The organism is Pseudomonas sp. 05L36 (assembly GCF_056398125.1).
This window is the reverse complement of the sequence record NZ_JBFTOU010000008.1, coordinates 94927-115374: the sequence shown is the minus strand read 5'-3', so window position 1 is coordinate 115374 and position 20448 is coordinate 94927. Positions and strand designations below refer to the sequence as shown.

Annotated in this window: 21 protein-coding genes; 14 read left to right on the top strand and 7 right to left on the bottom strand. The window is 59.9% G+C overall.

Annotated elements, in window-relative coordinates; genetic code table 11:
- The first annotated feature begins 91 nt into the window (after positions 1 to 91).
- Positions 92 to 982: an AraC family transcriptional regulator gene (locus AC1DKH_RS11390; RefSeq protein WP_477798200.1), complete on the top strand. Its 891-nt coding sequence runs from the start codon at positions 92 to 94 to the stop codon at positions 980 to 982.
- Between the two features lie 156 nt (positions 983 to 1138).
- On the opposite strand, the gene AC1DKH_RS11385 is transcribed toward AC1DKH_RS11390, so the two are convergent.
- The gene (locus AC1DKH_RS11385) at positions 1139 to 2803 is read right to left on the bottom strand and encodes an electron transfer flavoprotein-ubiquinone oxidoreductase (protein ID WP_477798199.1); all 1665 of its coding nucleotides are present in this window, start codon (positions 2801 to 2803) and stop codon (positions 1139 to 1141) included.
- Between the two features lie 548 nt (positions 2804 to 3351).
- Between AC1DKH_RS11385 and AC1DKH_RS11380 the strand changes: the two genes are divergently transcribed.
- Both AC1DKH_RS11380 and AC1DKH_RS11375 read left to right on the top strand, forming a co-directional pair.
- Positions 3352 to 4101 (top strand): electron transfer flavoprotein subunit beta/FixA family protein, encoded by a 750-nt coding sequence (locus tag AC1DKH_RS11380; protein ID WP_150753971.1) that lies wholly within the window; start codon positions 3352 to 3354, stop codon positions 4099 to 4101.
- 2 nt (positions 4102 to 4103) lie between these two features.
- Positions 4104 to 5033: an electron transfer flavoprotein subunit alpha/FixB family protein gene (locus AC1DKH_RS11375; RefSeq protein ID WP_477798198.1), complete on the top strand. Its 930-nt coding sequence runs from the start codon at positions 4104 to 4106 to the stop codon at positions 5031 to 5033.
- Between the two features lie 10 nt (positions 5034 to 5043).
- On the opposite strand, the gene AC1DKH_RS11370 is transcribed toward AC1DKH_RS11375, so the two are convergent.
- The gene (locus tag AC1DKH_RS11370) at positions 5044 to 5178 is read right to left on the bottom strand and encodes a hypothetical protein (protein WP_477798197.1); all 135 of its coding nucleotides are present in this window, start codon (positions 5176 to 5178) and stop codon (positions 5044 to 5046) included.
- A gap of 48 nt (positions 5179 to 5226) precedes the next feature.
- On the opposite strand from AC1DKH_RS11370, the gene AC1DKH_RS11365 reads away from it, so the two are divergent.
- The 8 genes from AC1DKH_RS11365 (at position 5227) to AC1DKH_RS11330 (ending at position 13019) form a co-directional block, all read left to right on the top strand.
- Positions 5227 to 6063, top strand: coding sequence for a substrate-binding periplasmic protein (locus AC1DKH_RS11365; protein WP_477798196.1), 837 nt, complete (start codon positions 5227 to 5229; stop codon positions 6061 to 6063).
- Between the two features lie 9 nt (positions 6064 to 6072).
- Entirely contained in the window at positions 6073 to 6429 is a 357-nt protein-coding gene (locus AC1DKH_RS11360) for a DUF4398 domain-containing protein (RefSeq protein ID WP_108215383.1), read from the top strand.
- A complete protein-coding gene (locus AC1DKH_RS11355; protein WP_477759902.1) occupies positions 6426 to 7238 on the top strand; it encodes an OmpA family protein in 813 nt (270 codons plus the stop codon). Before AC1DKH_RS11360 ends, AC1DKH_RS11355 begins: the two co-directional genes overlap by 4 nt.
- A gap of 224 nt (positions 7239 to 7462) precedes the next feature.
- Complete coding sequence (locus AC1DKH_RS11350; RefSeq protein ID WP_008050371.1) at positions 7463 to 8902, top strand: aminotransferase-like domain-containing protein; 1440 nt, start codon at positions 7463 to 7465, stop codon at positions 8900 to 8902.
- 80 nt (positions 8903 to 8982) lie between these two features.
- Positions 8983 to 9465 carry a translation initiation factor 2 gene (locus AC1DKH_RS11345; RefSeq protein ID WP_477753719.1) on the top strand — a complete coding sequence of 161 codons (483 nt, stop codon included), beginning with the start codon at positions 8983 to 8985 and terminating at the stop codon, positions 9463 to 9465.
- 166 nt (positions 9466 to 9631) lie between these two features.
- The gene (locus AC1DKH_RS11340) at positions 9632 to 9886 is read left to right on the top strand and encodes a YkgJ family cysteine cluster protein (RefSeq protein WP_108215386.1); all 255 of its coding nucleotides are present in this window, start codon (positions 9632 to 9634) and stop codon (positions 9884 to 9886) included.
- 96 nt (positions 9887 to 9982) lie between these two features.
- Positions 9983 to 10588 carry an START domain-containing protein gene (locus AC1DKH_RS11335; RefSeq protein WP_477798195.1) on the top strand — a complete coding sequence of 202 codons (606 nt, stop codon included), beginning with the start codon at positions 9983 to 9985 and terminating at the stop codon, positions 10586 to 10588.
- A 337-nt stretch (positions 10589 to 10925) separates the two neighbouring features.
- Positions 10926 to 13019, top strand: a complete 2094-nt coding sequence (locus tag AC1DKH_RS11330) for an LTA synthase family protein (RefSeq protein WP_477798194.1) — start codon at positions 10926 to 10928, stop codon at positions 13017 to 13019.
- A 58-nt stretch (positions 13020 to 13077) separates the two neighbouring features.
- Here AC1DKH_RS11330 and AC1DKH_RS11325 read toward each other — a convergent pair whose 3' ends face one another.
- Positions 13078 to 13236 carry a DUF3309 family protein gene (locus tag AC1DKH_RS11325; protein ID WP_477754914.1) on the bottom strand — a complete coding sequence of 53 codons (159 nt, stop codon included), beginning with the start codon at positions 13234 to 13236 and terminating at the stop codon, positions 13078 to 13080.
- A 277-nt stretch (positions 13237 to 13513) separates the two neighbouring features.
- Between AC1DKH_RS11325 and AC1DKH_RS11320 the strand changes: the two genes are divergently transcribed.
- From AC1DKH_RS11320 to csrA, 3 genes are all read left to right on the top strand, one after another.
- Positions 13514 to 14329, top strand: a complete 816-nt coding sequence (locus AC1DKH_RS11320) for an SDR family oxidoreductase (RefSeq protein ID WP_218427556.1) — start codon at positions 13514 to 13516, stop codon at positions 14327 to 14329.
- Between the two features lie 64 nt (positions 14330 to 14393).
- Complete coding sequence (locus AC1DKH_RS11315; RefSeq protein WP_223508037.1) at positions 14394 to 14726, top strand: YnfA family protein; 333 nt, start codon at positions 14394 to 14396, stop codon at positions 14724 to 14726.
- 153 nt (positions 14727 to 14879) lie between these two features.
- Positions 14880 to 15065 (top strand): carbon storage regulator CsrA, encoded by a 186-nt coding sequence (csrA, locus tag AC1DKH_RS11310; RefSeq protein WP_477754906.1) that lies wholly within the window; start codon positions 14880 to 14882, stop codon positions 15063 to 15065.
- 5 nt (positions 15066 to 15070) lie between these two features.
- On the opposite strand, the gene AC1DKH_RS11305 is transcribed toward csrA, so the two are convergent.
- The 4 genes from AC1DKH_RS11305 to AC1DKH_RS11290 form a co-directional block, all read right to left on the bottom strand.
- Positions 15071 to 15298 (bottom strand): YheU family protein, encoded by a 228-nt coding sequence (locus AC1DKH_RS11305; protein WP_056727184.1) that lies wholly within the window; start codon positions 15296 to 15298, stop codon positions 15071 to 15073.
- A gap of 215 nt (positions 15299 to 15513) precedes the next feature.
- On the bottom strand, positions 15514 to 16704 hold the full coding sequence (locus AC1DKH_RS11300) for an osmoprotectant NAGGN system M42 family peptidase (protein WP_477798193.1): 1191 nt from the start codon (positions 16702 to 16704) through the stop codon (positions 15514 to 15516).
- A 157-nt stretch (positions 16705 to 16861) separates the two neighbouring features.
- Positions 16862 to 18610 carry an N-acetylglutaminylglutamine synthetase gene (gene ngg, locus AC1DKH_RS11295; RefSeq protein ID WP_477754908.1) on the bottom strand — a complete coding sequence of 583 codons (1749 nt, stop codon included), beginning with the start codon at positions 18608 to 18610 and terminating at the stop codon, positions 16862 to 16864.
- A 3-nt stretch (positions 18611 to 18613) separates the two neighbouring features.
- Positions 18614 to 20386 (bottom strand): N-acetylglutaminylglutamine amidotransferase, encoded by a 1773-nt coding sequence (locus AC1DKH_RS11290; protein WP_477798192.1) that lies wholly within the window; start codon positions 20384 to 20386, stop codon positions 18614 to 18616.
- Positions 20387 to 20448: the final 62 nt, after the last annotated feature.

Below are 20448 nucleotides of genomic sequence, written 5' to 3'. Positions count from 1 at the left end.
TGCCTATTCCTCCGGCATCGGTCCTTGAGCGATCCCATTGGCGATCAGACCTGCGATGATGCTTTCATCCCTTTTTTTGCGAAGTTTTTTCATGCTGTTGACCCGTCATCTTGATGCCAATGCCAGCCTGGTTTCGCTGATCGAGCCACTGTCCACTCGCGACGGGTTCGTCCCGACCGCGTTGCCGGGCGTACAGGTTCTGCGGGCCAGTTGCGATGTGGCCCGTGGGCCGCAGATCTACGAGCCGAGCCTGGTGATCATCGCCCAGGGCAGCAAACTGGCGTACCTGGGGCCGCGCACTCTGGAATATGGCGCAGGGCACTACCTGATTCAGGCGCTGCCGGTGCCGTTCGAGTGTGAAACCTTTGCCGCGCCGAGCGGGCCAATGCTGGGCGTTTCTGTCGCGATCGACCGGGTGATGCTGGGCGAGCTGGTATTGGCAATGGGCCTGGCGCCGGGGCGGCATATTCCGGCGCAAACGCCTGAGTCCATGACCTCGGCAGTGCTCGATGATGCCATGCGCGGTTGTGTCGAGCGGCTGCTGCGTTGCCTGCACGATCCGCTGGAATGCCAGATCATGGGGCAAGCGCGTTTGCGCGAGTTACTGTTCGTCGCATTGCGCGGTCCGCAAGCCGATGTATTGCGGGCGCTGGTTGAGCAGCAGGGGCAGTTCGCCCGGATCGCGGCATCCCTCAGTCATCTGCATGCGCATTACACCGAACCGTTGAACGTCGAGACCCTGGCCAGTTGCGCGAACATGAGTGCGTCGACCTTTCACGAGCATTTCAAGCGCAGCACCTTGTTGTCACCGGTGCAGTATCTGAAGCGATTGCGTCTGCTCAGGGCGCAGCAGTTGTTGCTGGGCGAGGGGCTGGGCGTGGCGCAGGTGGCGCATCGGGTGGGGTATCAGAGCACGTCGCAGTTCAGTCGCGAGTACAAGCGGTACTTCGAGCGTAATCCCGGTGAAGAGCGCGCAGCCTGAGGTTTAGCACCCCTACTGTAGGAGCGAGCTTGCTCGCGATGGAGTGTCAGTCAACATTAATGCTGAATGACACACCATCGCGAGCAAGCTCGCTCCTACAATCGCACGCAACAAAAAGGCCCCCGTTTCGGGAGCCTTGATGTTCAGCGGTTCGGCTTACATGTTCGGGTAAGTCGGGCCGCCAGAGCCTTCCGGCGTCACCCAGGTGATGTTCTGTGCAGGGTCCTTGATGTCGCAAGTCTTGCAGTGAACACAGTTCTGGGCATTGATCTGGAAGCGCTTCTCGCCGTCTTCCTTGGTGATCACTTCATACACGCCGGCCGGGCAGTAACGCTGTGCCGGCTCATCGTACAGCGGCAGGTTCTTGCCGATCGGGATGCTCGCGTCGGCCAGCTTCAGGTGGCACGGCTGCTCTTCTTCGTGGTTGGTACCGGAGATGAACACCGAGCTGAGTTTGTCGAAGCTGATCTTGCCGTCCGGTTTCGGGTAGTCGATCTTCTTGCAGTCGGCCGCCAGTTTCAGGCAAGCGTAATCCGGTTTGGTGTCGTGCAGGGTGAACGGCAGTTTGCCGCCGAAGATGTTCTGGTCCAGCCAGTTGAAACCGCCACCGACGATGGCGCCGAACTTGTGGATCGCCGGGCCGAAGTTGCGGCTGGCGAACAGTTCTTCGTAGAGCCAGCTGTTCTTGAAGCTGTCGACGTAGGTGGTCAGTTCTTCGCTGCCGTCCTTCTCGGCGAACAGCGCGTCAGCCACGGATTCAGCGGCGAGCATGCCGGATTTCATCGCTGTGTGGCTGCCTTTGATCTTGGCGAAGTTCAGGGTACCGAGGTCGCAACCGATCAGCGCGCCGCCCTTGAACACCATTTTCGGCAGCGAGTTCAGGCCGCCTTTGCAGATGGCACGCGCGCCGTAGCTGATGCGCTTGCCGCCTTCCAGGTACTGCTTGAGCACCGGGTGATGCTTGAGGCGCTGGAACTCGTCGAACGGCGACAGGTAGGTGTTGCTGTAGGACAGGTCGACGATCAGACCGACGACCACCTGGTTGTTTTCCAGGTGATAGAGGAACGAGCCACCGGTGTTCTCGGTGCCCATGATGTCCATCGGCCAACCGGCGGTGTGGACTACCAGGCCAGGCTGGTGCTTGGCCGGGTCGACTTCCCAGATTTCTTTCAGGCCGATGCCGTAGTGCTGGGCATCAGCGTCAGTGTCCAGGTTGAAACGCTTGATCAGCTGCTTGCCGATGTGGCCGCGGCAACCTTCGGCGAACAGCGTGTACTTGCCACGCAGTTCCATGCCGGGGGTGTACAGGCCTTCCTTCGGATTACCTTCGCGGTCGACGCCCAGGTCACCGGTGATAATCCCGCGAACCACGCCGTTCTCGTCGATCAGCGCTTCCTGAGCGGCGAAACCCGGGTAGATTTCCACGCCCAGGTTCTCGGCCTGCTGGGCCAGCCAGCGGCACAGGTTGCCCAGGGAGATGATGTAGTTGCCTTCGTTGTGCATGGTCTTGGGCACAAAGAAGTCAGGAACTTTCTGCGCGCTTTCAGCGTTCTTCAGAACGAAGATTTCGTCGCGGGTGACGGGGGTGTTCAGCGGCGCGCCGAGTTCTTTCCAGTCCGGGAACAGTTCGTTCAGGGCCCGTGGTTCGAACACGGCACCGGACAAAATGTGAGCACCGACTTCGGAGCCTTTTTCGACCACGCAGACGCTGATTTCCTTACCGGCTTCGGCGGCCTTCTGCTTCAAGCGGCAGGCGGCGGAAAGACCAGCGGGGCCGGCACCGACGATGACAACGTCGAATTCCATGTATTCGCGTTCCACAGGTTATCTCCTACTCAAGGCTCAACAGTTTTTTTTCTAATTTGGAGGTTCGGTGTCGCATCCATGAATCCCGGCGCAACGCCGAGAGCGGACAATCGATTGACCACCTTTCTCTTTGGGTGGCGCATTATATCTACACCACTCTCAGCGTCCAATACAAACGTTTGTTTGAATTGGCTCGAGGCCAGAGAAATCAAAGTCACGCGCCTTATGAACGGCCATTTTGGCGTATTGACCGGAATAGGCGTTCCGGTCAAGATACGGGCGGTTTTGCGCTCGCCGTAGGCTGACTGTTGGTTTCAAGAGCACCTCTAAAGACAGGGCGATGGGAGTAGAGAGTGATGAGCCGCGCGGGTTTGATGCGTAGTTTACACGCCGCGATGTTGAATGACTCGTCAGTCACCACTGACGAACGGTCATCCACATCATGAGCGATGGTCACTTGACACCTTTGCCGGCGTTTTTGGAGGTGCCCTTGCGCCCGATGAGCATCAACCGCCAGGTTCGCCTAGGCGACTTTCTTTTCACCGGAGAGTAACGAGGAATCCATGAAGGTTCTTGTAGCTGTCAAACGCGTTGTGGATTACAACGTCAAGGTTCGCGTCAAGGCGGACAATTCCGGCGTCGATCTTGCCAACGTCAAGATGTCGATGAACCCGTTCTGCGAAATCGCCGTGGAAGAAGCCGTACGCCTGAAAGAGAAGGGTGTTGCGACTGAAATCGTCGTCGTCTCCGTAGGCCCGTCCACCGCTCAAGAGCAACTGCGCACCGCGCTGGCTCTGGGTGCCGACCGTGCCATCCTCGTCGAGTCCGCCGAAGACCTGACTTCCCTGGCCGTTGCCAAGCTGCTGAAGGCCGTTGTCGACAAGGAACAGCCTCAGCTGGTGATCCTTGGCAAACAAGCCATCGACAGCGACAACAACCAGACTGGCCAGATGCTCGCTGCATTGAGCGGCTACGGTCAGGGCACGTTCGCGTCCAAAGTCGAAATCAGCGGCGACAGCGTTGCTGTCACCCGTGAAGTCGACGGCGGCGCGCAGACGGTTTCCCTGAAGTTGCCGGCCATCGTCACCACCGACCTGCGTTTGAACGAGCCGCGCTACGCGTCTCTGCCAAACATCATGAAAGCCAAGAAGAAGCCTCTCGAAGTGCTGACTCCGGATGCTTTGGGCGTTTCCACCGCCTCCACCAACAAGACCCTGAAAGTCGAAGCGCCGGCTGCACGCAGCGCGGGTATCAAGGTCAAGTCGGTGGCTGAACTGGTCGAGAAACTGAAAAACGAAGCGAAGGTAATCTAATCATGACTATCTTGGTAATCGCTGAACACGACGGCAAAGCAGTGGCCCCGGCCACGCTGAACACCGTGGCCGCTGCTGCCAAAATCGGCGGCGACGTGCACGTACTGGTTGCAGGCCAGGGCGCTGGCGCGGTGGCTGAAGCTGCCGCGAAAATCGCTGGCGTGGCTAAAGTGCTGCTGGCCGACAACGCTGCCTACGCGCATCAACTGCCGGAAAACATCGCTCCGCTGGTTGCCGAGCTGGGCAAGGGCTACAGCCACATCCTGGCTGCCGCTACTTCCAACGGCAAAAACATCCTGCCGCGGGTTGCCGCTGCCCTGGACGTTGACCAGATCTCCGAGATCATCTCGGTAGAAAGCGCTGACACCTTCAAGCGTCCGATCTACGCCGGTAACGCCATCGCTACCGTTCAATCGAACGCTGCAGTGAAAGTGATCACCGTGCGTGCCACCGGTTTCGACCCGGTTGCCGCTGAAGGCGGTTCTGCTGCTGTTGAAGCCGTTGCCGCTGCCCACGACGCTGGCATCTCCAGCTTCGTTGGCGAAGAGCTGGCCAAGTCCGATCGTCCGGAACTGACCGCTGCCAAGATCGTCGTTTCCGGCGGTCGCGGCATGCAGAACGGCGACAACTTCAAACACCTGTACGCCCTGGCCGACAAGCTGGGCGCTGCCGTCGGTGCCTCCCGCGCCGCGGTCGACGCCGGTTTTGTACCCAACGACATGCAGGTCGGTCAGACCGGCAAGATCGTTGCTCCACAGCTGTACATCGCCGTCGGTATCTCCGGCGCGATCCAGCACCTGGCCGGCATGAAAGACTCCAAAGTGATCGTTGCGATCAACAAGGACGAAGAAGCGCCGATCTTCCAGGTGGCCGATTACGGCCTGGTGGCAGACCTGTTCGAAGCCATCCCTGAGTTCGAGAAGCTGGTCTAATCCGGCTGCTTCACTTATAAAGAGCCCGGCCTTTTGGCCGGGCTTTTTTTTGCTCTTCTGTAGGAGCGAGCTTGCTCGCGATGGACTCAAATGCGCCGCGTTTTTCCAGAATGAACGCGTCATCGTTAACGTTCATCGCGAGCAAGCTCGCTCCTACAAGGGGCATAACCGGGTATGAGTGGAGTGTGTAGCCATGGATCTGCGCCTTGTGTGGAGTTTGCTGGGATTGACGCTATTGCCCGCGCTGTCTTTCGCCGCCGGCAAATGCGAACGCCTGGTGGTCACCGGCAGCCCGGACGCGCCGCCGTACCTGTGGCAAGACCCGCAGAATCCCAGGCACCTGATCGGTGCCAGTGCCGATTTGCTGCAGCAAGTGGCGGGGGAGTTGGGGCTCAAGGTCGAACTGCTGTATGCCGGCAAACGCGCCCAGGCCCTGGACGAAGTGCGCAGTGGGCGCATGGACATGCTGGCGGACGCGACGTTGACCGTCAGTGAGCTGGATTCCCTGGATTACATCCATCCACCCGTGCTGGAAAACGACTATCTGGTCTGGACGCGCAAGGACTCGACGCTGATCTATAACGAAGCACAAGATCTGCACGGCCATTCCGGTGCCGTGTCGGAAAAGGCTCGATTGACTCCGCAATTCAGCACCTTTGCCGGACAGCAGTTAACCCTCACGCACACGTCCAACCTGACCCAGGCCTTTCAGAAACTGCTGTTGGGCGAGGTCGAGTTTGTGCTGGCAGGACGTTACTCGGGCATGGCGACCGCACAGACACTGGGCATGGCCGGTGATTTGGTCACTCGCTCGCAACCGGTCGACAAGCCTGGCCTGTACCTGGCGATTTCCCATGACTCGGCCTGCAACGATCCGTGGTTGCGCGGACAGTTGGCCAAAAAGATGACAGAATTGCCCGCGTCCGGACTGACGGAAGCCGTGCTGATGCGCAATATCGAGCGTTGGAAGGCACAACGCTCACAACCGCAGCAACCCTCGCAACAACCCGTCAGTGCCCCAAAACAGTAGGGATATCTAGTGAGTATTCGACCTCTTTTCGCTGCCGTGGCCTTTGTGGTCCTGGCGGGTTGTGCAACCGATCCTGCGCCGAATGAACAGATGCGCCTGACCGAACAGGCACTCGAACAGGCCAAGGCCGTGGGCGCCACCGCCGACGATGTGCCGGAAATGAAACTGGCCGAGGACAAGTACAATCGTGCCAAGGGCAACATGACCGATCAATCCTTCAAGAATGCGCGGATGCGGGCCGAACAGGCCGAACTCGATGCGCGCCTGGCTGAAGCCAAGGTGTTGAAGGCCAAGAGCGAGGAGCAGTTGAACGTGCTGAACACCCGCATCGCCCGCCTGCAAAAGCAACTGGGAGATGCCGAATGAGCCTCAAGAGCAAAGCCCTCGGCGGTTTGATCCTGGCAGGCTGCGCGAGCCTGTCTGGTTGCGCCAGCCAGCACAGCGAGACCGCATTGCAGCAGGCTGGAGCCGATTTTCAGAAGGTCAAGGAAGACTCCAATGTGCTGCGAATCGCCCCCAAGGACGTGATTCGCGCCGGGGAGTCCCTGGCCCGTGCCGATCGCCTGTCCAGCTATTGGGGTAGCGGTTCGGACGTGGTGCATTACGCCTACCTGAGCCAGCGCTATAGCGCCATTGCCCGGGAACACACCGATCAGGCGCTCAACGAAGAGCAAGCGGCGAAGCTTGAACTGGAGCGGCAGCGCCTGCAACTGGCACTGCGTGAATCCAAACTGTTCAGCGTGCAGCAGCAAGGCAAATGGCTCGAAGAGCAGATCCTGGCATTGACGACCACCCAGACCGACCGTGGCCTGGTGATGACATTGGGCGACATGCTGTTCGACACCGGCGAAGCGGAATTGAAACCTTCGGCCAACCGTGTGGTGTTGAAGATCGTGCAGTTCCTGCAACTCAATCCCAAGCGTGTGGTACGGATCGAAGGTTATACGGACAGTACCGGGGGCAAGCAGGAAAACCTCAAGCTGTCCCGCGACCGCGCACAATCGGTGGCTGATGTGTTGATGGACCTGGGCATCGACGACAAGCGTATTCAGGTCGAGGGTTATGGCGACGAGTATCCCGTGGACGCGAATGCGTCGGAACGGGGCCGTGCGCAGAACCGTCGGGTGGAAATTGTGTTTTCCGACGAAAAGGGCCAGCTCGGCGCTGCCCGCTAAGGCTGCTCCAGGGTGGCGCTATGCACCCTACAGTTCCTACAACCCGGCCTGCCATGCAGCGCCGGGTTTTTTTATACCTGCCGATTACCGCGCAAAACAGTACAGATTTTGCTGACACTGCACTGTATGGTCGACTATTGTGGCAACTGTCCCCGTACACTTCTAAACTGTTCCGGTATTGTTTCACACAAGAATAAAATGCCCGTGAAATCGAGTGCTGCGTCATGACCAATCTTTTGCTCTATCAACGTATTGCTCAACAACTGGCCGAAGACATCCGCCGTGGGGTCTATCAGCCGGGAGAACGCGTGCCCTCGGTGCGCAAGATGAGCTCGCAGCTCAATGTCAGCCATGCGACGGTGTTGCAGGCGTATGCCAATCTCGAGGATCAGGGGTTGATCCGCGCCCGGCCGCAGTCGGGTTACTACGTGCACCAGACGCCGGCCCTCACCGCACCGACGCCGGACATCGCCCGGGTCGAGCGCCCCGGCCTGGTCACCCGCAGTAGCATCATTCAACAAGTCCTGGTCGAATCCCGTCGTGAAGGTGTCTTCCCGCTGGGCGCTGCAGTGCCGAGTGTCGATTATTTGCCGGTGCGGGCACTGCATCAGCAATTGGCCAAAGTCACCCGTTTCCATAGTCCGCGGGCCTTCAGCTACATGTTCAGCCCCGGTTTCGAACCGTTGCGCCGACAGGTGGCGATCCGCATGCGCGATGCCGGCGTGGTGGTCGATCCGTCGGAAGTGGTGATCACCCACGGTTGCGTCGATGCGCTGCAGATGTCCTTGCGTGTGCTGACCCGTCCGGGCGATCTGATCGCGGCCGAATCGCCGACTTATTACGGTTTGCTGCAACTGGCCGACCTGTTGGGCCTCAAGGTCATCGAGATCCCCAGCGATCCGGCCACGGGCATGAGCCTGGAAGCCCTGCAACTGGCGGCCAATCAATGGTCGATCAAGGCGTTGGTGTTGACCACCCGTCTGAGCAATCCGTTGGGCGGCACCATGCCGGAGGAGCGGCAGAAACAATTGCTGCGCCTGGCGTCGGACTTCGATATCCAGATTGTCGAAGACGATATCTACGGTGAGCTGATGTTCGAACAGGGGCGCACCAAGTCCCTCAAGGCCTACGATCGGCTGGATCGGGTGATCTATTGCTCGAGCTTCTCTAAAACCCTGTCGCCTGGCGTGCGGATCGGCTGGATGATTGCCGGCAAGTATCAGCAGGAAATCCAGCGCTTGCAGACCTTCAGCACGCATTCTGCGTGCAGCGTGACCCAGATGGGCATTGCCGCTTACCTGGAAAATGGTGGGTACGACCGGCATTTGCGCTTCATCCGTCAGGAATACCGGAAAAACCTCAGCGCCTTCCAGCTGGCCGTGCAGCAGTATTTCCCGGAAGGCACGCAGATGACCCGGCCTACCGGAGGTTTCATTCTGTGGGTCAGTCTGCCGGGACGGGTCAACACTCAGGAGTTGCACGTGCGGGCATTGCAGCAGGGCATCAGTATTGCGCCGGGGCTGATCTTCAGTAACACCGAGCAGTTCAATCACTGCATTCGCCTCAATTGCGGCATCCCGTGGAATCGTGAAGCCGAGCGCGCGTTGATGACCCTGGGCATGCTGGCCACCCAGCTCTGCCAGGAGATGGCGGGCGGTTTGTAACAGGCTGCTACGGTGCTTGTCTTGTGGGCTGCAACAGGGGAGCATATGCACCTCTGCCGTTTGCACCCACCGTGGGATACATGAAACCGACTTTTCCTGCCGCCTGGCTTTTGCTCTGCCTGATTGCGAGTATTCAGCCGGCATTCGTCGTAGCGGCTACCGAGCAGGATCAGGAGGCCACCGGCAGTTTCCACGTCGCACCGATAAAACCCGAACCTGTGAAAAAAGCCTCGCCGGCCGAGAAACCGGCGACGCCCGTGAAAAAGCGCCAGCCCATTGCCTCCAAATCGAAACCGGCCAGCGAAGTTGTCAAGACCGAGCTTCCATCCGCCAAGTTGGACCTGAGCCTGCCCAAGGATATGGTTCAGGAGCTGAAGCCGATCGGAACGGTGCCGTTGTCCAGGCGCGAACCATTGTTACCCCAGATGTTCGGTGACAAAAGCGGCAGCAGCCCGTTCCAGCTCAACGGCCGCCTGCTCACCAATGAAATGCAGCTGCAACTGCGAAAGGAAGAACGCCGCGAGGTCGAAGGTGCGGCGCTGGATTTCGAGTTCAAGCAGTAACCTCACCAGGATCCGCGAACCGCAGACCAGACGCTTTGTCGGCGACTGGTCGGTCATGTTCGTTTGCATTGAAAAACCCGCTCGCAGGTAATTTAAAACAACTGTTTAAGCGGGTACTCTGTGCCTCGTCCTTTTACACATTGCTCGTCGCGAGGAGCTTGTCGTCATGAAATGCCGTGAGGGCTGTGGCGCTTGTTGCATTGCCCCTTCCATCAGTTCACCGATTCCCGGTATGCCCAACGGCAAAGCCGCAGGGGAGCGTTGCCTGCAACTTTCCTCCGATAACCTGTGCAATATTTTCGGCCAGCCGGAACGGCCGGCGGTGTGTTCTGCCTTCGAGGCCGACCCCGAGGTGTGCGGAAGCAGCAGCGAAGAAGCGATCCGGTTGATTGGCTGGTGGGAGCAAATGACGGCGGCGTGATGTGTGGGCTTGCACCTGCGATCACCTCCGAAAAACCTGAAGGTGATCGGAGGTGCAAGCCCAACGAACGTAACTTAAACAATAAGGAATAAGACTATGGGTTCGCTGCATCGTATTGCTGTGCTGTGTGGTTTGACGGTTGTGCTGGCCACTTCGACGGCCCAGGCCGAAGACTGGAAAGTCAAAAAAGACGAAGACGGCATCAAGATCTCCCTGAGTGAAGTGGCCGGCTCCGACTACAAGGCCTACCAGGGCGTCACGCTGATGAAAACCACCATAGCCAAGCTGCGCGCGTTGCAGGAAGACGTGTCCGGAGCCTGCGCCTGGATTCACGAATGCAAAACCCAGAAGCTGCTCAAGCACGAAGGCAACCAGAGCTGGACCTACACTCAGTTCAACACCCCGTGGCCGGTTACTCCGCGTGATTCGGTGCTGCACGTCACCACCATCGAAGGGGCTGATGGCAGCCTGACCCGCAAGCTCGAAGGCGTACCGAAATACGTTCCTGAAGAAAAAGGCTTCGTCCGGGTCGCCAAGGTCGACGGTTTCTGGAAGTTCGTGCCCAAGGGCGACCAGGTCGAAGTGACCTATCAGGTGCACACCGAGCCGGGCGGCAGCGTGCCGTCGATGGTGGCCAACAAGTTTGTGGTGGATGCCCCGTTCAATACCTTGAAAGCCCTCAAGGAACGCGCCGAGAAGTAACTTTATCGCTCTTTTAAGGTGACTTCGTAACGCCCCGACTCGATCGGGGCGTTTGCGTTTTTGACCGGTGCGCAGGCTTTAAATTGTTTCCGGATATGCGTTGCACGAAATTTTCACCCACTCTCCAAGACAATTCGCCGGCTCTCCCGTAACGCGCTGCGTACTGCTGAATGCAGGATGAAACAGTCGGGATGAGGGTAGTAATCAATGGCAATGCAGCCGTTGATCGTGCAACATTTGCGCACCGCGCAAACCCCCAGGCCTTGTACGGGCCGAAAAGAGGGCAAGGCGCAGCTGTATTTTTGAAACTTTAACTTCCAATGGGTCCTAAAACGACATGGCAATCCCGGACGCCCTGAATCAGCAGCGAGCTTCTAGTCGCCTGCTGCAACCGACCGTCAAATCGCATCTGGCCTACACGCTGTTGTGTGCCCTGGTCATGATGGTCATGTTCAGCCTGCTGCGCGTCGCGCTGCTGGTTTACAACCGCTCGATGATCCTCGACACACCGGCCTCGACCTTTCTCGAGGCATTCGCCAACGGTCTGCGTTTCGACCTGCGTCTGGTGGTCTATCTCAGCATTCCCTTGCTGCTGGCACTGTTCAGCGCCCGGGCCATGGCCGCACGCGGGCTGTTCCGTCTCTGGTTGACGATCGTCTCCAGCATTGCGCTGTTCCTGGGCCTGATGGAGATGGACTTCTACCGTGAGTTCCACCAGCGCCTCAACGGCCTGGTCTTCCAGTACGTCAAGGAAGATCCGAAAACCGTGATGAGCATGCTCTGGTACGGTTTCCCGGTGGTTCGTTACCTGCTGGCATGGGCCGTGGGCACCTGGATCCTGAGCCTGGCATTCAAGGGCGCCGACCGTGCAACCCGTCCCCGTGGCCCATTCAGTGGTGGCAGCATCGGCACGCGCCAGGTTGCCCCGTGGTATGCGCGCATCGCGGTATTCGTGGTGTGCCTGCTGGTTTGTGTGGTCGCCGCGCGCGGCACACTGCGCCAAGGCCCGCCACTACGTTGGGGTGACGTCTATACCACCAACTCGAACTTCGCCAACCAATTGGGTCTCAACGGCACCCTGCAATTGGTTGCCGCAGCGAAGAGCCGGATGTCCGAAGAACGCGACAACATCTGGAAGGCCACCCTGCCTCAAGAGCAAGCCCAGCAAATCGTGCGTGACATGCTGGTGTTGCCCGACGAGAAACTGGTCGAAGCCGACATGGCCGCCGTACGTCGTGACTACACGCCGCCGGCCGACAAGACCCTGCCGATCAAGAACGTCGTCGTGATCCTGATGGAAAGCATGGCCGGTCACTCGGTGGGTGCTTTGGGCGGGCCGGGCAACATCACGCCGTACCTCGACAAGCTGTCGAAGGAAGGCCTGCTGTTCGACCGCTTCTTCTCCAACGGTACCCATACCCACCAGGGCATGTTCGCCACCATGGGCTGTTTCCCGAACCTGCCGGGTTTCGAATACCTGATGCAGACCCCGGAAGGCAGCCACAAGCTGTCTGGCCTGCCGCAGTTGCTCAGTGCCCGTCACTATGACGACGTGTATGTCTACAACGGTGATTTCGCCTGGGACAACCAGTCGGGCTTCTTCAGCAACCAGGGCATGACCAACTTCATCGGCCGTAACGATTTTGTTAACCCGGTGTTCTCCGACCCGACATGGGGCGTGTCCGACCAGGATATGTTCGATCGCAGCCTGCAAGAGCTCAAGGCGCGGGAAAACGGCAAACCGTTCTATGCCTTGCTGCAAACCCTGTCCAACCACACGCCATACGCCTTGCCGACGCCATTGCCGGTCGAGCGCGTGACCAATCGCGGCAGCCTGAACGAGCACTTGACCGCCATGCGTTACGCGGACTGGGCGCTGGGCCAGTTCTTTGAAAAGGCCCGCAAGGAGCCGTACTTCAAGGAAACCCTGTTCGTCATCGTCGGTGACCACGGTTTCGGCAACGAACAGCAGATCACTGAAATGGACCTGGGCCGCTTCAACGTGCCGATGTTGATGATCGCGCCGGGCATCCAGGAGAAGTTCGGTCAGCGTGACCACACCGTGGGCACCCAGATCGACATCGTGCCGACCATCATGGGCCGCCTGGGCGGTGAAACTCGCCAGCAATGCTGGGGCCGCGACCTGCTCAACCTGCCTGAAGGCGACAAGGGTTTTGGTGTGATCAAACCTTCGGGTAACGAGCAGACCACGGCCATCCTCAGCGACGACCGGATCCTTGTACTGCCGAAGGAAAAGGACATGGCGCCAAAGTTGTACCAATACGAAATGGGCGCTACGCCGCATGCCGAGATCATTGCGGATGCACCGGGTACCGCTGAGTTGAAGCTCAAGCTCGAAGCGTTCCTGCAAACCGCGACCAAGAGTCTGCTGGACAACACCGCCGGTGTAGTTCACGGCACGCCGCAGTAAGTTGTGACGCAATGGAAAAGAGGCTCTTCAAGAGCCTCTTTTTTTGCCTGGCGGATTTTTATATTCGGCCGAGCAAGAGCAGGATCAACAGTACCACCAACACGACGCCGATGATTCCGGATGGGCCATAACCCCAACTTCTGGAGTGTGGGAAGACCGGCAAACCACCGACCAGTAACAGGATCAGAATGATGATTAGTATTGTGCCCATGTCTATTTCCTTGTCGAAAATGCAGTGAATTGACCATGCCAATCAAGGTCAGCGGGAATGAAGTAAATTCGCGCTGCTTAAATATTCCGACTCTTGCGCTTGCAGGAAAATTCCAGGTTTTTTTCAAGTATTTCGAACGGGTCTTTAGCTTTTTTTGTTGCATCAGTTACTTCAGGCGCTCCCGCGGTTTGCTCGGGCCATTCAGCAATCTGATGGAGCGTGGGTCGGGCAATTTCCTTCGCTACACTCGGTGCATCTTCCGAGAACAACAAGGCTGTTTGCTATGCAAAATCGCATGATGATCACTGGTGCAGGCTCTGGTCTGGGTCGCGAAATCGCGCTGCGCTGGGCGCGTGAAGGCTGGCAACTGGCCTTGTCGGACGTCAGCGAGCCCGGTTTGCAGGAAACCCTCAAGCTGGTCCGCGAAGCGGGCGGCGATGGTTTTATCCAGCGTTGTGACGTACGCGATTACAGCCAGTTGACGGCGTTCGCCCAGGCCTGCGAAGTCAAATTCGGCGGCATCGATGTCATCGTCAATAACGCGGGTGTGGCGTCTGGCGGGTTCTTCAGTGAGTTGTCCCTGGAGGACTGGGACTGGCAGATCGCGATCAACCTGATGGGCGTGGTCAAGGGCTGCAAGGCTTTCCTGCCGCTGCTGGAAAAAAGCAAAGGCAAGATCATCAACATCGCGTCCATGGCCGCGTTGATGCAAGGCCCGGCGATGAGCAACTACAACGTGGCCAAGGCGGGCGTGGTGGCGTTGTCCGAAAGCCTGCTGATCGAACTGGCGCATCAGGAAGTCGGCGTGCATGTGGTGTGTCCATCGTTCTTCCAGACCAACCTGCTGGACTCCTTCCGCGGTCCGACCCCGGCGATGAAAGCCCAGGTCGGCAAGTTGCTGGAAAGCTCGCCGATCAGCGCCGCTGACATCGCCGACTACATCTACCGGCAGGTCGCCGCCGGCGAGTTCATGATCCTGCCCCACGAACAGGGCCGCATGGCCTGGGCGCTCAAGCAGAAGAACCCGCAACTGCTCTACAACGAAATGACCGTCATGGCCGACAAAATGCGCGCCAAGGCCAGGCAATCGGCAAGCTGATCTTGCTCGCAGGCAACGCTGTGGTTAGGGTGGCCGCCATCGGCCATCCTCGCGAGACGCTTGCATGCTCAATTACCTGTGGTTTTTCCTCGCTGCGCTGTTCGAAATTGCCGGTTGCTTCGCCTTCTGGATGTGGCTGCGCCAGGGTAAAAGCATGTGGTGGGTGGTGCCGGCGCTCCTCAGCCTGACCCTGTTCGCCCTGCTGCTGACCCGTATCGAAGCCACCTATGCCGGCCGCGCCTACGCCGCTTACGGTGGCATCTACATCGTTGCCTCAATCGGCTGGTTGGCCGTGGTCGAGCGGATTCGTCCGCTGGGTTCGGACTGGCTTGGCGTAGCGTTGTGTGTGATCGGCGCGAGCATCATCCTGTTCGGGCCGCGATTCTCCGCGTCCTGACAGATCGGCCCTACAATCAGCCGGGTTGTCAGACCTTTCCGTAAGCGTGGTGCGTCATGGCTGTCAGTCCGGTCTGGTTTGCTGTCGGAGCATTGTAGGCGTACCGCGGGCCGGGCATCTTCAAGGGCCAGTAACCCCTGAAGGACACTCCTCATGCTCGTACTCACTCGCATTGTGGGCGAAACCATTTCCATCGGTGACAACATTTCCGTGCGCGTACTCGCGATCAACGGAAACAACATTCGCTTTGGCGTCGAAGCGCCCCAGGACGTCAAAGTGCACCGCTGCGAAATCTACGAACGCATCCAGAACAAACTGACGAAGACCAAGGGGCACTGAAGGCTTCAGTCAAAAAGGTGCTTGGGCACGTCGTGCTTGAGCATCAGTTGGCATTGCTCGCTTTCCGGGTCGAAGACAATCAGTGCCTGCCCCTTGGTCAAGGCCTGGCGCACGCGCAGTACGCGGGTTTCCAGCGGCGTGTCGTCGCCATTGTCCGTGCCGTCGCGGGTCACGAAATCCTCGATCAGGCGGGTGAGGGTGTCGACTTGAAGTTGGTCGTGGGGGATCAGCATAGGCACCTCGGTTGGATCAATGGCGCGATGCTACGGCGATTGGGCGAGGACGGCCAGCACGGGATCTTGTGTTGTCTGGTCTGACGCCTTCGCGAGCAAGCTCGCTCCCACAGTAGACCGAGTTCTTTCATGGGAATGCGGTCGAGTGTGGGAGCGAGCCTGCTCCGGGCGGCGTTCCGACGATAGCGGTATACCTGGCGATTGAAGATCCTGAATCAGTTCTCCGACCGCTGCCCCACCAGGCTGTCCACCGAAGGCACCCGCGTATCGCTTTCCATCTGTGTGTCATGTTCGAGCTGATGGCTGAAGCGGTCCAGTGAACCCTTGGCCGGTTGCGCATCGCTGGCAAACACGGGCGGGCTGAGGATGTACGCACCGAGCAGGCGGCTCAGGGCGGCGAGGCTGTCGATGTGGGTGCGTTCGTAACCGTGGGTGGCGTCGCAGCCGAAGGCGAGCAGGGCGGTGCGAATGTCGTGGCCGGCGGTGACCGCTGAATGTGCGTCGCTGAAGTAGTAGCGGAACAGGTCGCGGCGCGCCGGCAACTCGTTGTCGCTGGCCAGGCGCAGGAGGTGGCGCGACAGGTGATAGTCATACGGCCCGCCGGAATCCTGCATCGCGATGCACACCGCGTGCTCGCTGGAGTGTTGGCCTGGCGCGACCGGTGCGATGTCGATGCCGACGAACTCACTGACGTCCCAGGGTAACGCCGCCGCGGCGCCGCTGCCGGTTTCCTCGGTGATGGTGAACAGTGGATGGCAGTCGATCATCAACTCTTCGCCACTGTCGACGATGGCTTTGAGCGCCGCCAGCAGCGCGGCCACCCCGGCCTTGTCGTCGAGGTGGCGGGCGCTGATGTGGCCGCTTTCGGTGAACTCCGGCAACGGGTCGAAGGCGACGAAATCGCCGACGCTGATGCCCAGCGACTCGCAGTCGGCACGGGTGGCGCAGTAGGCGTCCAGGCGCAATTCGATGTGATCCCAACTGATCGGCATCTCATCCACGGCGGTATTGAACGCGTGCCCGGACGCCATCAGCGGCAAGACGCTGCCGCGGATCACGCCATTGTCGGTAAACAGGCTGACCCGACTGCCTTCGGCAAAGCGGCTGGACCAGCAGCCGACCGGCGCGAGGGTCAGGCGGCCGTTGTCCTTCACCGCACGCACCGCCGCGCCGATGGTGTCCAGGTGAGCGGAAACGGCGCGGTCGGGGCTGCTTTTCTTGCCCTTGAGCGTGGCGCGGATGGTGCCACGACGAGTCAGCTCGAAGGGAATACCGAGTTCTTCAAGGCGCTCGGCGACGTAGCGCACGATGGTGTCGGTGAACCCGGTGGGGCTGGGAATGGCGAGCATTTCCAGCAGGACTTTTTGCAGGTAACCGAGGTCCGGTTCGGGGATTTTGCTGGTCATGGAAACTCCTGATGTATTGAGGCCATCGATGGTTTCGATGAGGGGATTTTTGTTGCCTGGGCTGGCCCCTTCGCTGGCAAGCCAGCTCCTACATTGGAACGCATTCCCCTGTAGGAGCGAGCTTGCTCGCGAAGGGGTCCGCCCAGGCAACACATCACTAAGAGACTGCCGGCTGGCTGTGCGGAAACAGCAAATCCACAAACCGCTCCGCCGTGGGCTGCGGTTCGTGGTTGGCCAGCCCGGCCCGTTCGTTGGCTTCGATAAACACGTAGTCCGGCTGGTCAGCGGCGGACACCATCAAGTCGAGGCCGACCATGGGAATGTCCAGCGCCCGCGCGGCCCGCACGGCGGCGTCCAGCAGCGTCGGGTGCAGGATCGCCGTGACGTCTTCAAGCACGCCGCCGGTATGAAGATTCGCCGTGCGTCGTACGAAAAGATGCTCGCCGGCCGGCAGAATGCTGCTGTAGTCGTATCCGGCGGCCTGCAAGGTGCGCCGGGTTTCCGCGTCCTGCGGGATCTTGCTTTCGCCACCCGTGGCCGCCTGTCGCCGACGGCTCTGGGCTTCGATCAATGCGCCGATGGAGTGCTGGCCGTCGCCGACTACTTCGGCCGGCCGGCGAATGGCGGCGGCGACCACTTCAAAACCGATCACCACAATGCGCAGGTCGAGGCCTTCGTGGAAACCTTCCAGCAGCACGCGGCTGTCGAAGTGGCGAGCGGCTTCTATGGCTTGCTGCACCTCCTCAAGGGTACGCAAATCCACCGCCACCCCTTGCCCCTGTTCACCATCCAGTGGCTTGACCACCACGCGCTGGTGTTCATCGAGGAATGCCAGATTGTCATCGGCGTTACCCGCCAATTGCTGCGCCGGCAGGTTCAACCCGGCTGCCTTGAGCATTTTGTGGGTCAGACTTTTGTCCTGGCACAGGCTCATGCTGATGGCGCTGGTCAGGTCGCTCAGGGATTCGCGGCAGCGTACCCGACGCCCGCCATGGCTGAGGGTGAACATGCCGGCGTCGGCGTCATCGACCTGCACATCAATGCCACGGCGGTGAGCCTCTTCGACAATGATCCGCGCGTACGGGTTGAAAGCGGCTTCGGGGCCTGGCCCGAGAAACAGCGGCTGATTGATGCCGTTCTTGCGCTTGATGGCGAAGGTCGACAAGTTGCGAAAACCGAGCTTGGCGTAAAGGCTCTTCGCCTGGCGGTTATCGTGCAGCACGGACAGGTCGAGGTAGGCGAGCCCGCGACTCATGAAGTGCTCGATCAGATGCCGCACCAGCACTTCACCGACACCCGGTCGCGCACAGTGCGGGTCGACCGCCAGGCACCACAGGCTGCTGCCGTGTTCCGGATCGTTGAAGGCTTTTTCATGATTGAGGCCCATGACGCTGCCGATCACCGCGCCGCTGTCCTCGTCTTCGGCCAGCCAGTACACCGGGCCACCCAGGTGGCGCGCAGTGAGCCGGGTGGCGTCGATAGGCAGCATGCCGCGGGCCTGATACAGCTGATTGATCGCCTGCCAGTCGGCATCGCTTTGCGCGCGGCGAATGCGGAAACCGCGAAACACCCGGGTCGCTTGACGGTAATCACTGAACCACAGGCGCAAGGTATCGGACGGGTCGAGAAACAGCTGCGTCGGCTCCAGCCCCAGCACTTGCTGGGGCGCGGCGACGTACAGCGCAATGTCCCGTTCACCGGGCTGCTCGTTGAGCAACTCCCCAGCGAGGCTCGCCGCATCGGCAAAGGTGTGGCCGATCAACAAACGGCCCCAGCCGCAATGCACAGCAATCGGCGCCCCACCGAGTTCACTGCCATCTTCGGCCAGGCGTGCCTGCAAGCGTTCGTAGGAAGGCGACTGGCCGCGCAACAGGCGTTGGCTGAAAGCCGTGGCGTGAGGTTTCATTGGTCAGATTCCTTGTTCGCTGAGCCACAGGTTGAGGGCCGCCAGTTGCCACAGCTTCGAGCCGCGCAACGGAGTCAATTGACCCTGTGGATCGGTCAGCAGACGGTCGAGCATCGCGGGGTTGAACAGGCCGCGATCCTGGCTGGGATCGAGCAGTAGCTCGCGCACCCATTCCAGCGTATCGCCTTGCAAATGCTTGAGGCCCGGCACCGGGAAGTAACCTTTCTTGCGGTCGATCACTTCACTGGGAATCACTTGTCGCGCGGCTTCTTTCAAGACGTGCTTGCCGCCGTCCGGCAGTTTGAAGCGCCCCGGAATCCGTGCCGACAGCTCCACCAGGCGGTAGTCGAGAAACGGCGTGCGCGCCTCCAGACCCCAGGCCATGGTCATGTTGTCGACGCGTTTGACCGGGTCGTCCACCAGCATCACCGTGCTGTCCAGACGCAAGGCCTTGTCCACCGCCGCATCGGCACCGGGCTGGGCGAAATGGGCTTTGACGAAGTCACCGGCGGCGTCATTCGCGCTCATCCATTTTGGTTGCACGGTGGCGGCGTAGTCGTCGTAGCTGCGGTCGAAAAACGCTTCGCGGTACGCGGCATACGGATCACTCGCGCCGTCCACTTGCGGATACCAGTGGTAACCGGCGAACAGTTCATCGGCGCCCTGGCCGCTCTGGACGACTTTGCAGTGTTTGGCCACCTCCCGTGACAACAGGTAGAAGGCAATGCAGTCATGGCTGACCATCGGTTCGCTCATGGCGCGGAATGCGGCGGGCAGTTGTTCGATGATCTCTTTTTCTTCGATGCGCAATTGGTGATGCTGCGTGCCGTAGTGCCGGGCGATCAGGTCGGAATACTGGAACTCGTCACCGCGCTCGCCGCCCGCATCCTGAAACCCGATGGAAAAGGTCGACAGATTGTCCACGCCGACTTCCCGCAACAGGCCCACCAGCAGGCTTGAATCGACGCCGCCGGACAAGAGCACGCCGACATCCACCGCTGCACGTTGGCGGATGGCAACAGCTTCGCGAGTGCTGACGAGCACACGGTCGCGCCAGTCTTCGAGGGTCAGATCCGTCTCATCGGCGTGAGGGCCGTAGGGCAGGGTCCACCAGGTTTTCTGTTCGGTGCGGCCATCGGCTTCGATGCGCATCCAGGTGGCCGGCGGCAGTTTTTCAATGCCCGCCAGCAAGGTGCGCGGTGCCGGGACCACGGAGTGGAAATTCAGATAGTGATTGAGCGCTACAGGATCGAGGATCGGGTTGATGTCGCCGCCCTTGAGCAATGCCGGCAGCGCCGAGGCGAAGCGCAGGCGCTGGTCGGTGCGCGACAGGTACAGCGGTTTCACGCCGAGTCGGTCGCGGGCGATGAACAGGCGTTGGGCATCGCGCTCCCAAACGGCGAAGGCAAACATGCCGTTGAGTTTTGGCAGCAGCGCTTCGCCCCAGGCGTGATAGCCCTTGAGCAACACTTCGGTGTCGCCACCGGAATAGAAGGTGTATCCCAGGCTTTCAAGCTCGGCGCGCAATTGCGGAAAGTTGTAGATCGCCCCGTTGAAGGCCAGGGACAAGCCCAATTGCGGGTCGATCATCGGCTGCGCCGAGCCGTCCGACAGGTCCATGATTTTCAGGCGCCGATGGCCCAGGGCAACCGGCCCCTGGCTATGAAAGCCCCAGGCGTCGGGGCCGCGGGGGGCCAGGTGATGGGTGATTCGTTCAATGGCTGCAAGGTCTGCAGGTTGATGATCAAAACGTAACTCGCCAGCTAATCCGCACATAAATTCCTTACCGGTTTTTCCGTTGGGGAGGGTCGATCGATACCGCGCCAGAACGGCGGGTA

What these genes read in the sequence shown, in the direction of transcription:
- AC1DKH_RS11390 (WP_477798200.1), top strand. Translation starts at nt 92, where the DNA reads ATGCTGTTGACCCGTCATCTTGATGCCAATGCCAGCCTGGTTTCGCTG.
- AC1DKH_RS11380 (WP_150753971.1), top strand. Translation starts at nt 3,352, where the DNA reads ATGAAGGTTCTTGTAGCTGTCAAACGCGTTGTGGATTACAACGTCAAG.
- AC1DKH_RS11375 (WP_477798198.1), top strand. Translation starts at nt 4,104, where the DNA reads ATGACTATCTTGGTAATCGCTGAACACGACGGCAAAGCAGTGGCCCCG.
- AC1DKH_RS11365 (WP_477798196.1), top strand. Translation starts at nt 5,227, where the DNA reads ATGGATCTGCGCCTTGTGTGGAGTTTGCTGGGATTGACGCTATTGCCC.
- AC1DKH_RS11355 (WP_477759902.1), top strand. Translation starts at nt 6,426, where the DNA reads ATGAGCCTCAAGAGCAAAGCCCTCGGCGGTTTGATCCTGGCAGGCTGC.
- AC1DKH_RS11350 (WP_008050371.1), top strand. Translation starts at nt 7,463, where the DNA reads ATGACCAATCTTTTGCTCTATCAACGTATTGCTCAACAACTGGCCGAA.
- AC1DKH_RS11345 (WP_477753719.1), top strand. Translation starts at nt 8,983, where the DNA reads ATGAAACCGACTTTTCCTGCCGCCTGGCTTTTGCTCTGCCTGATTGCG.
- AC1DKH_RS11340 (WP_108215386.1), top strand. Translation starts at nt 9,632, where the DNA reads ATGAAATGCCGTGAGGGCTGTGGCGCTTGTTGCATTGCCCCTTCCATC.
- AC1DKH_RS11335 (WP_477798195.1), top strand. Translation starts at nt 9,983, where the DNA reads ATGGGTTCGCTGCATCGTATTGCTGTGCTGTGTGGTTTGACGGTTGTG.
- AC1DKH_RS11330 (WP_477798194.1), top strand. Translation starts at nt 10,926, where the DNA reads ATGGCAATCCCGGACGCCCTGAATCAGCAGCGAGCTTCTAGTCGCCTG.
- AC1DKH_RS11320 (WP_218427556.1), top strand. Translation starts at nt 13,514, where the DNA reads ATGCAAAATCGCATGATGATCACTGGTGCAGGCTCTGGTCTGGGTCGC.
- AC1DKH_RS11315 (WP_223508037.1), top strand. Translation starts at nt 14,394, where the DNA reads ATGCTCAATTACCTGTGGTTTTTCCTCGCTGCGCTGTTCGAAATTGCC.
- csrA (WP_477754906.1), top strand. Translation starts at nt 14,880, where the DNA reads ATGCTCGTACTCACTCGCATTGTGGGCGAAACCATTTCCATCGGTGAC.
- AC1DKH_RS11305 (WP_056727184.1), bottom strand. Translation starts at nt 15,298, where the DNA reads ATGCTGATCCCCCACGACCAACTTCAAGTCGACACCCTCACCCGCCTG.
- AC1DKH_RS11300 (WP_477798193.1), bottom strand. Translation starts at nt 16,704, where the DNA reads ATGACCAGCAAAATCCCCGAACCGGACCTCGGTTACCTGCAAAAAGTC.
- ngg (WP_477754908.1), bottom strand. Translation starts at nt 18,610, where the DNA reads ATGAAACCTCACGCCACGGCTTTCAGCCAACGCCTGTTGCGCGGCCAG.
- AC1DKH_RS11290 (WP_477798192.1), bottom strand. Translation starts at nt 20,386, where the DNA reads ATGTGCGGATTAGCTGGCGAGTTACGTTTTGATCATCAACCTGCAGAC.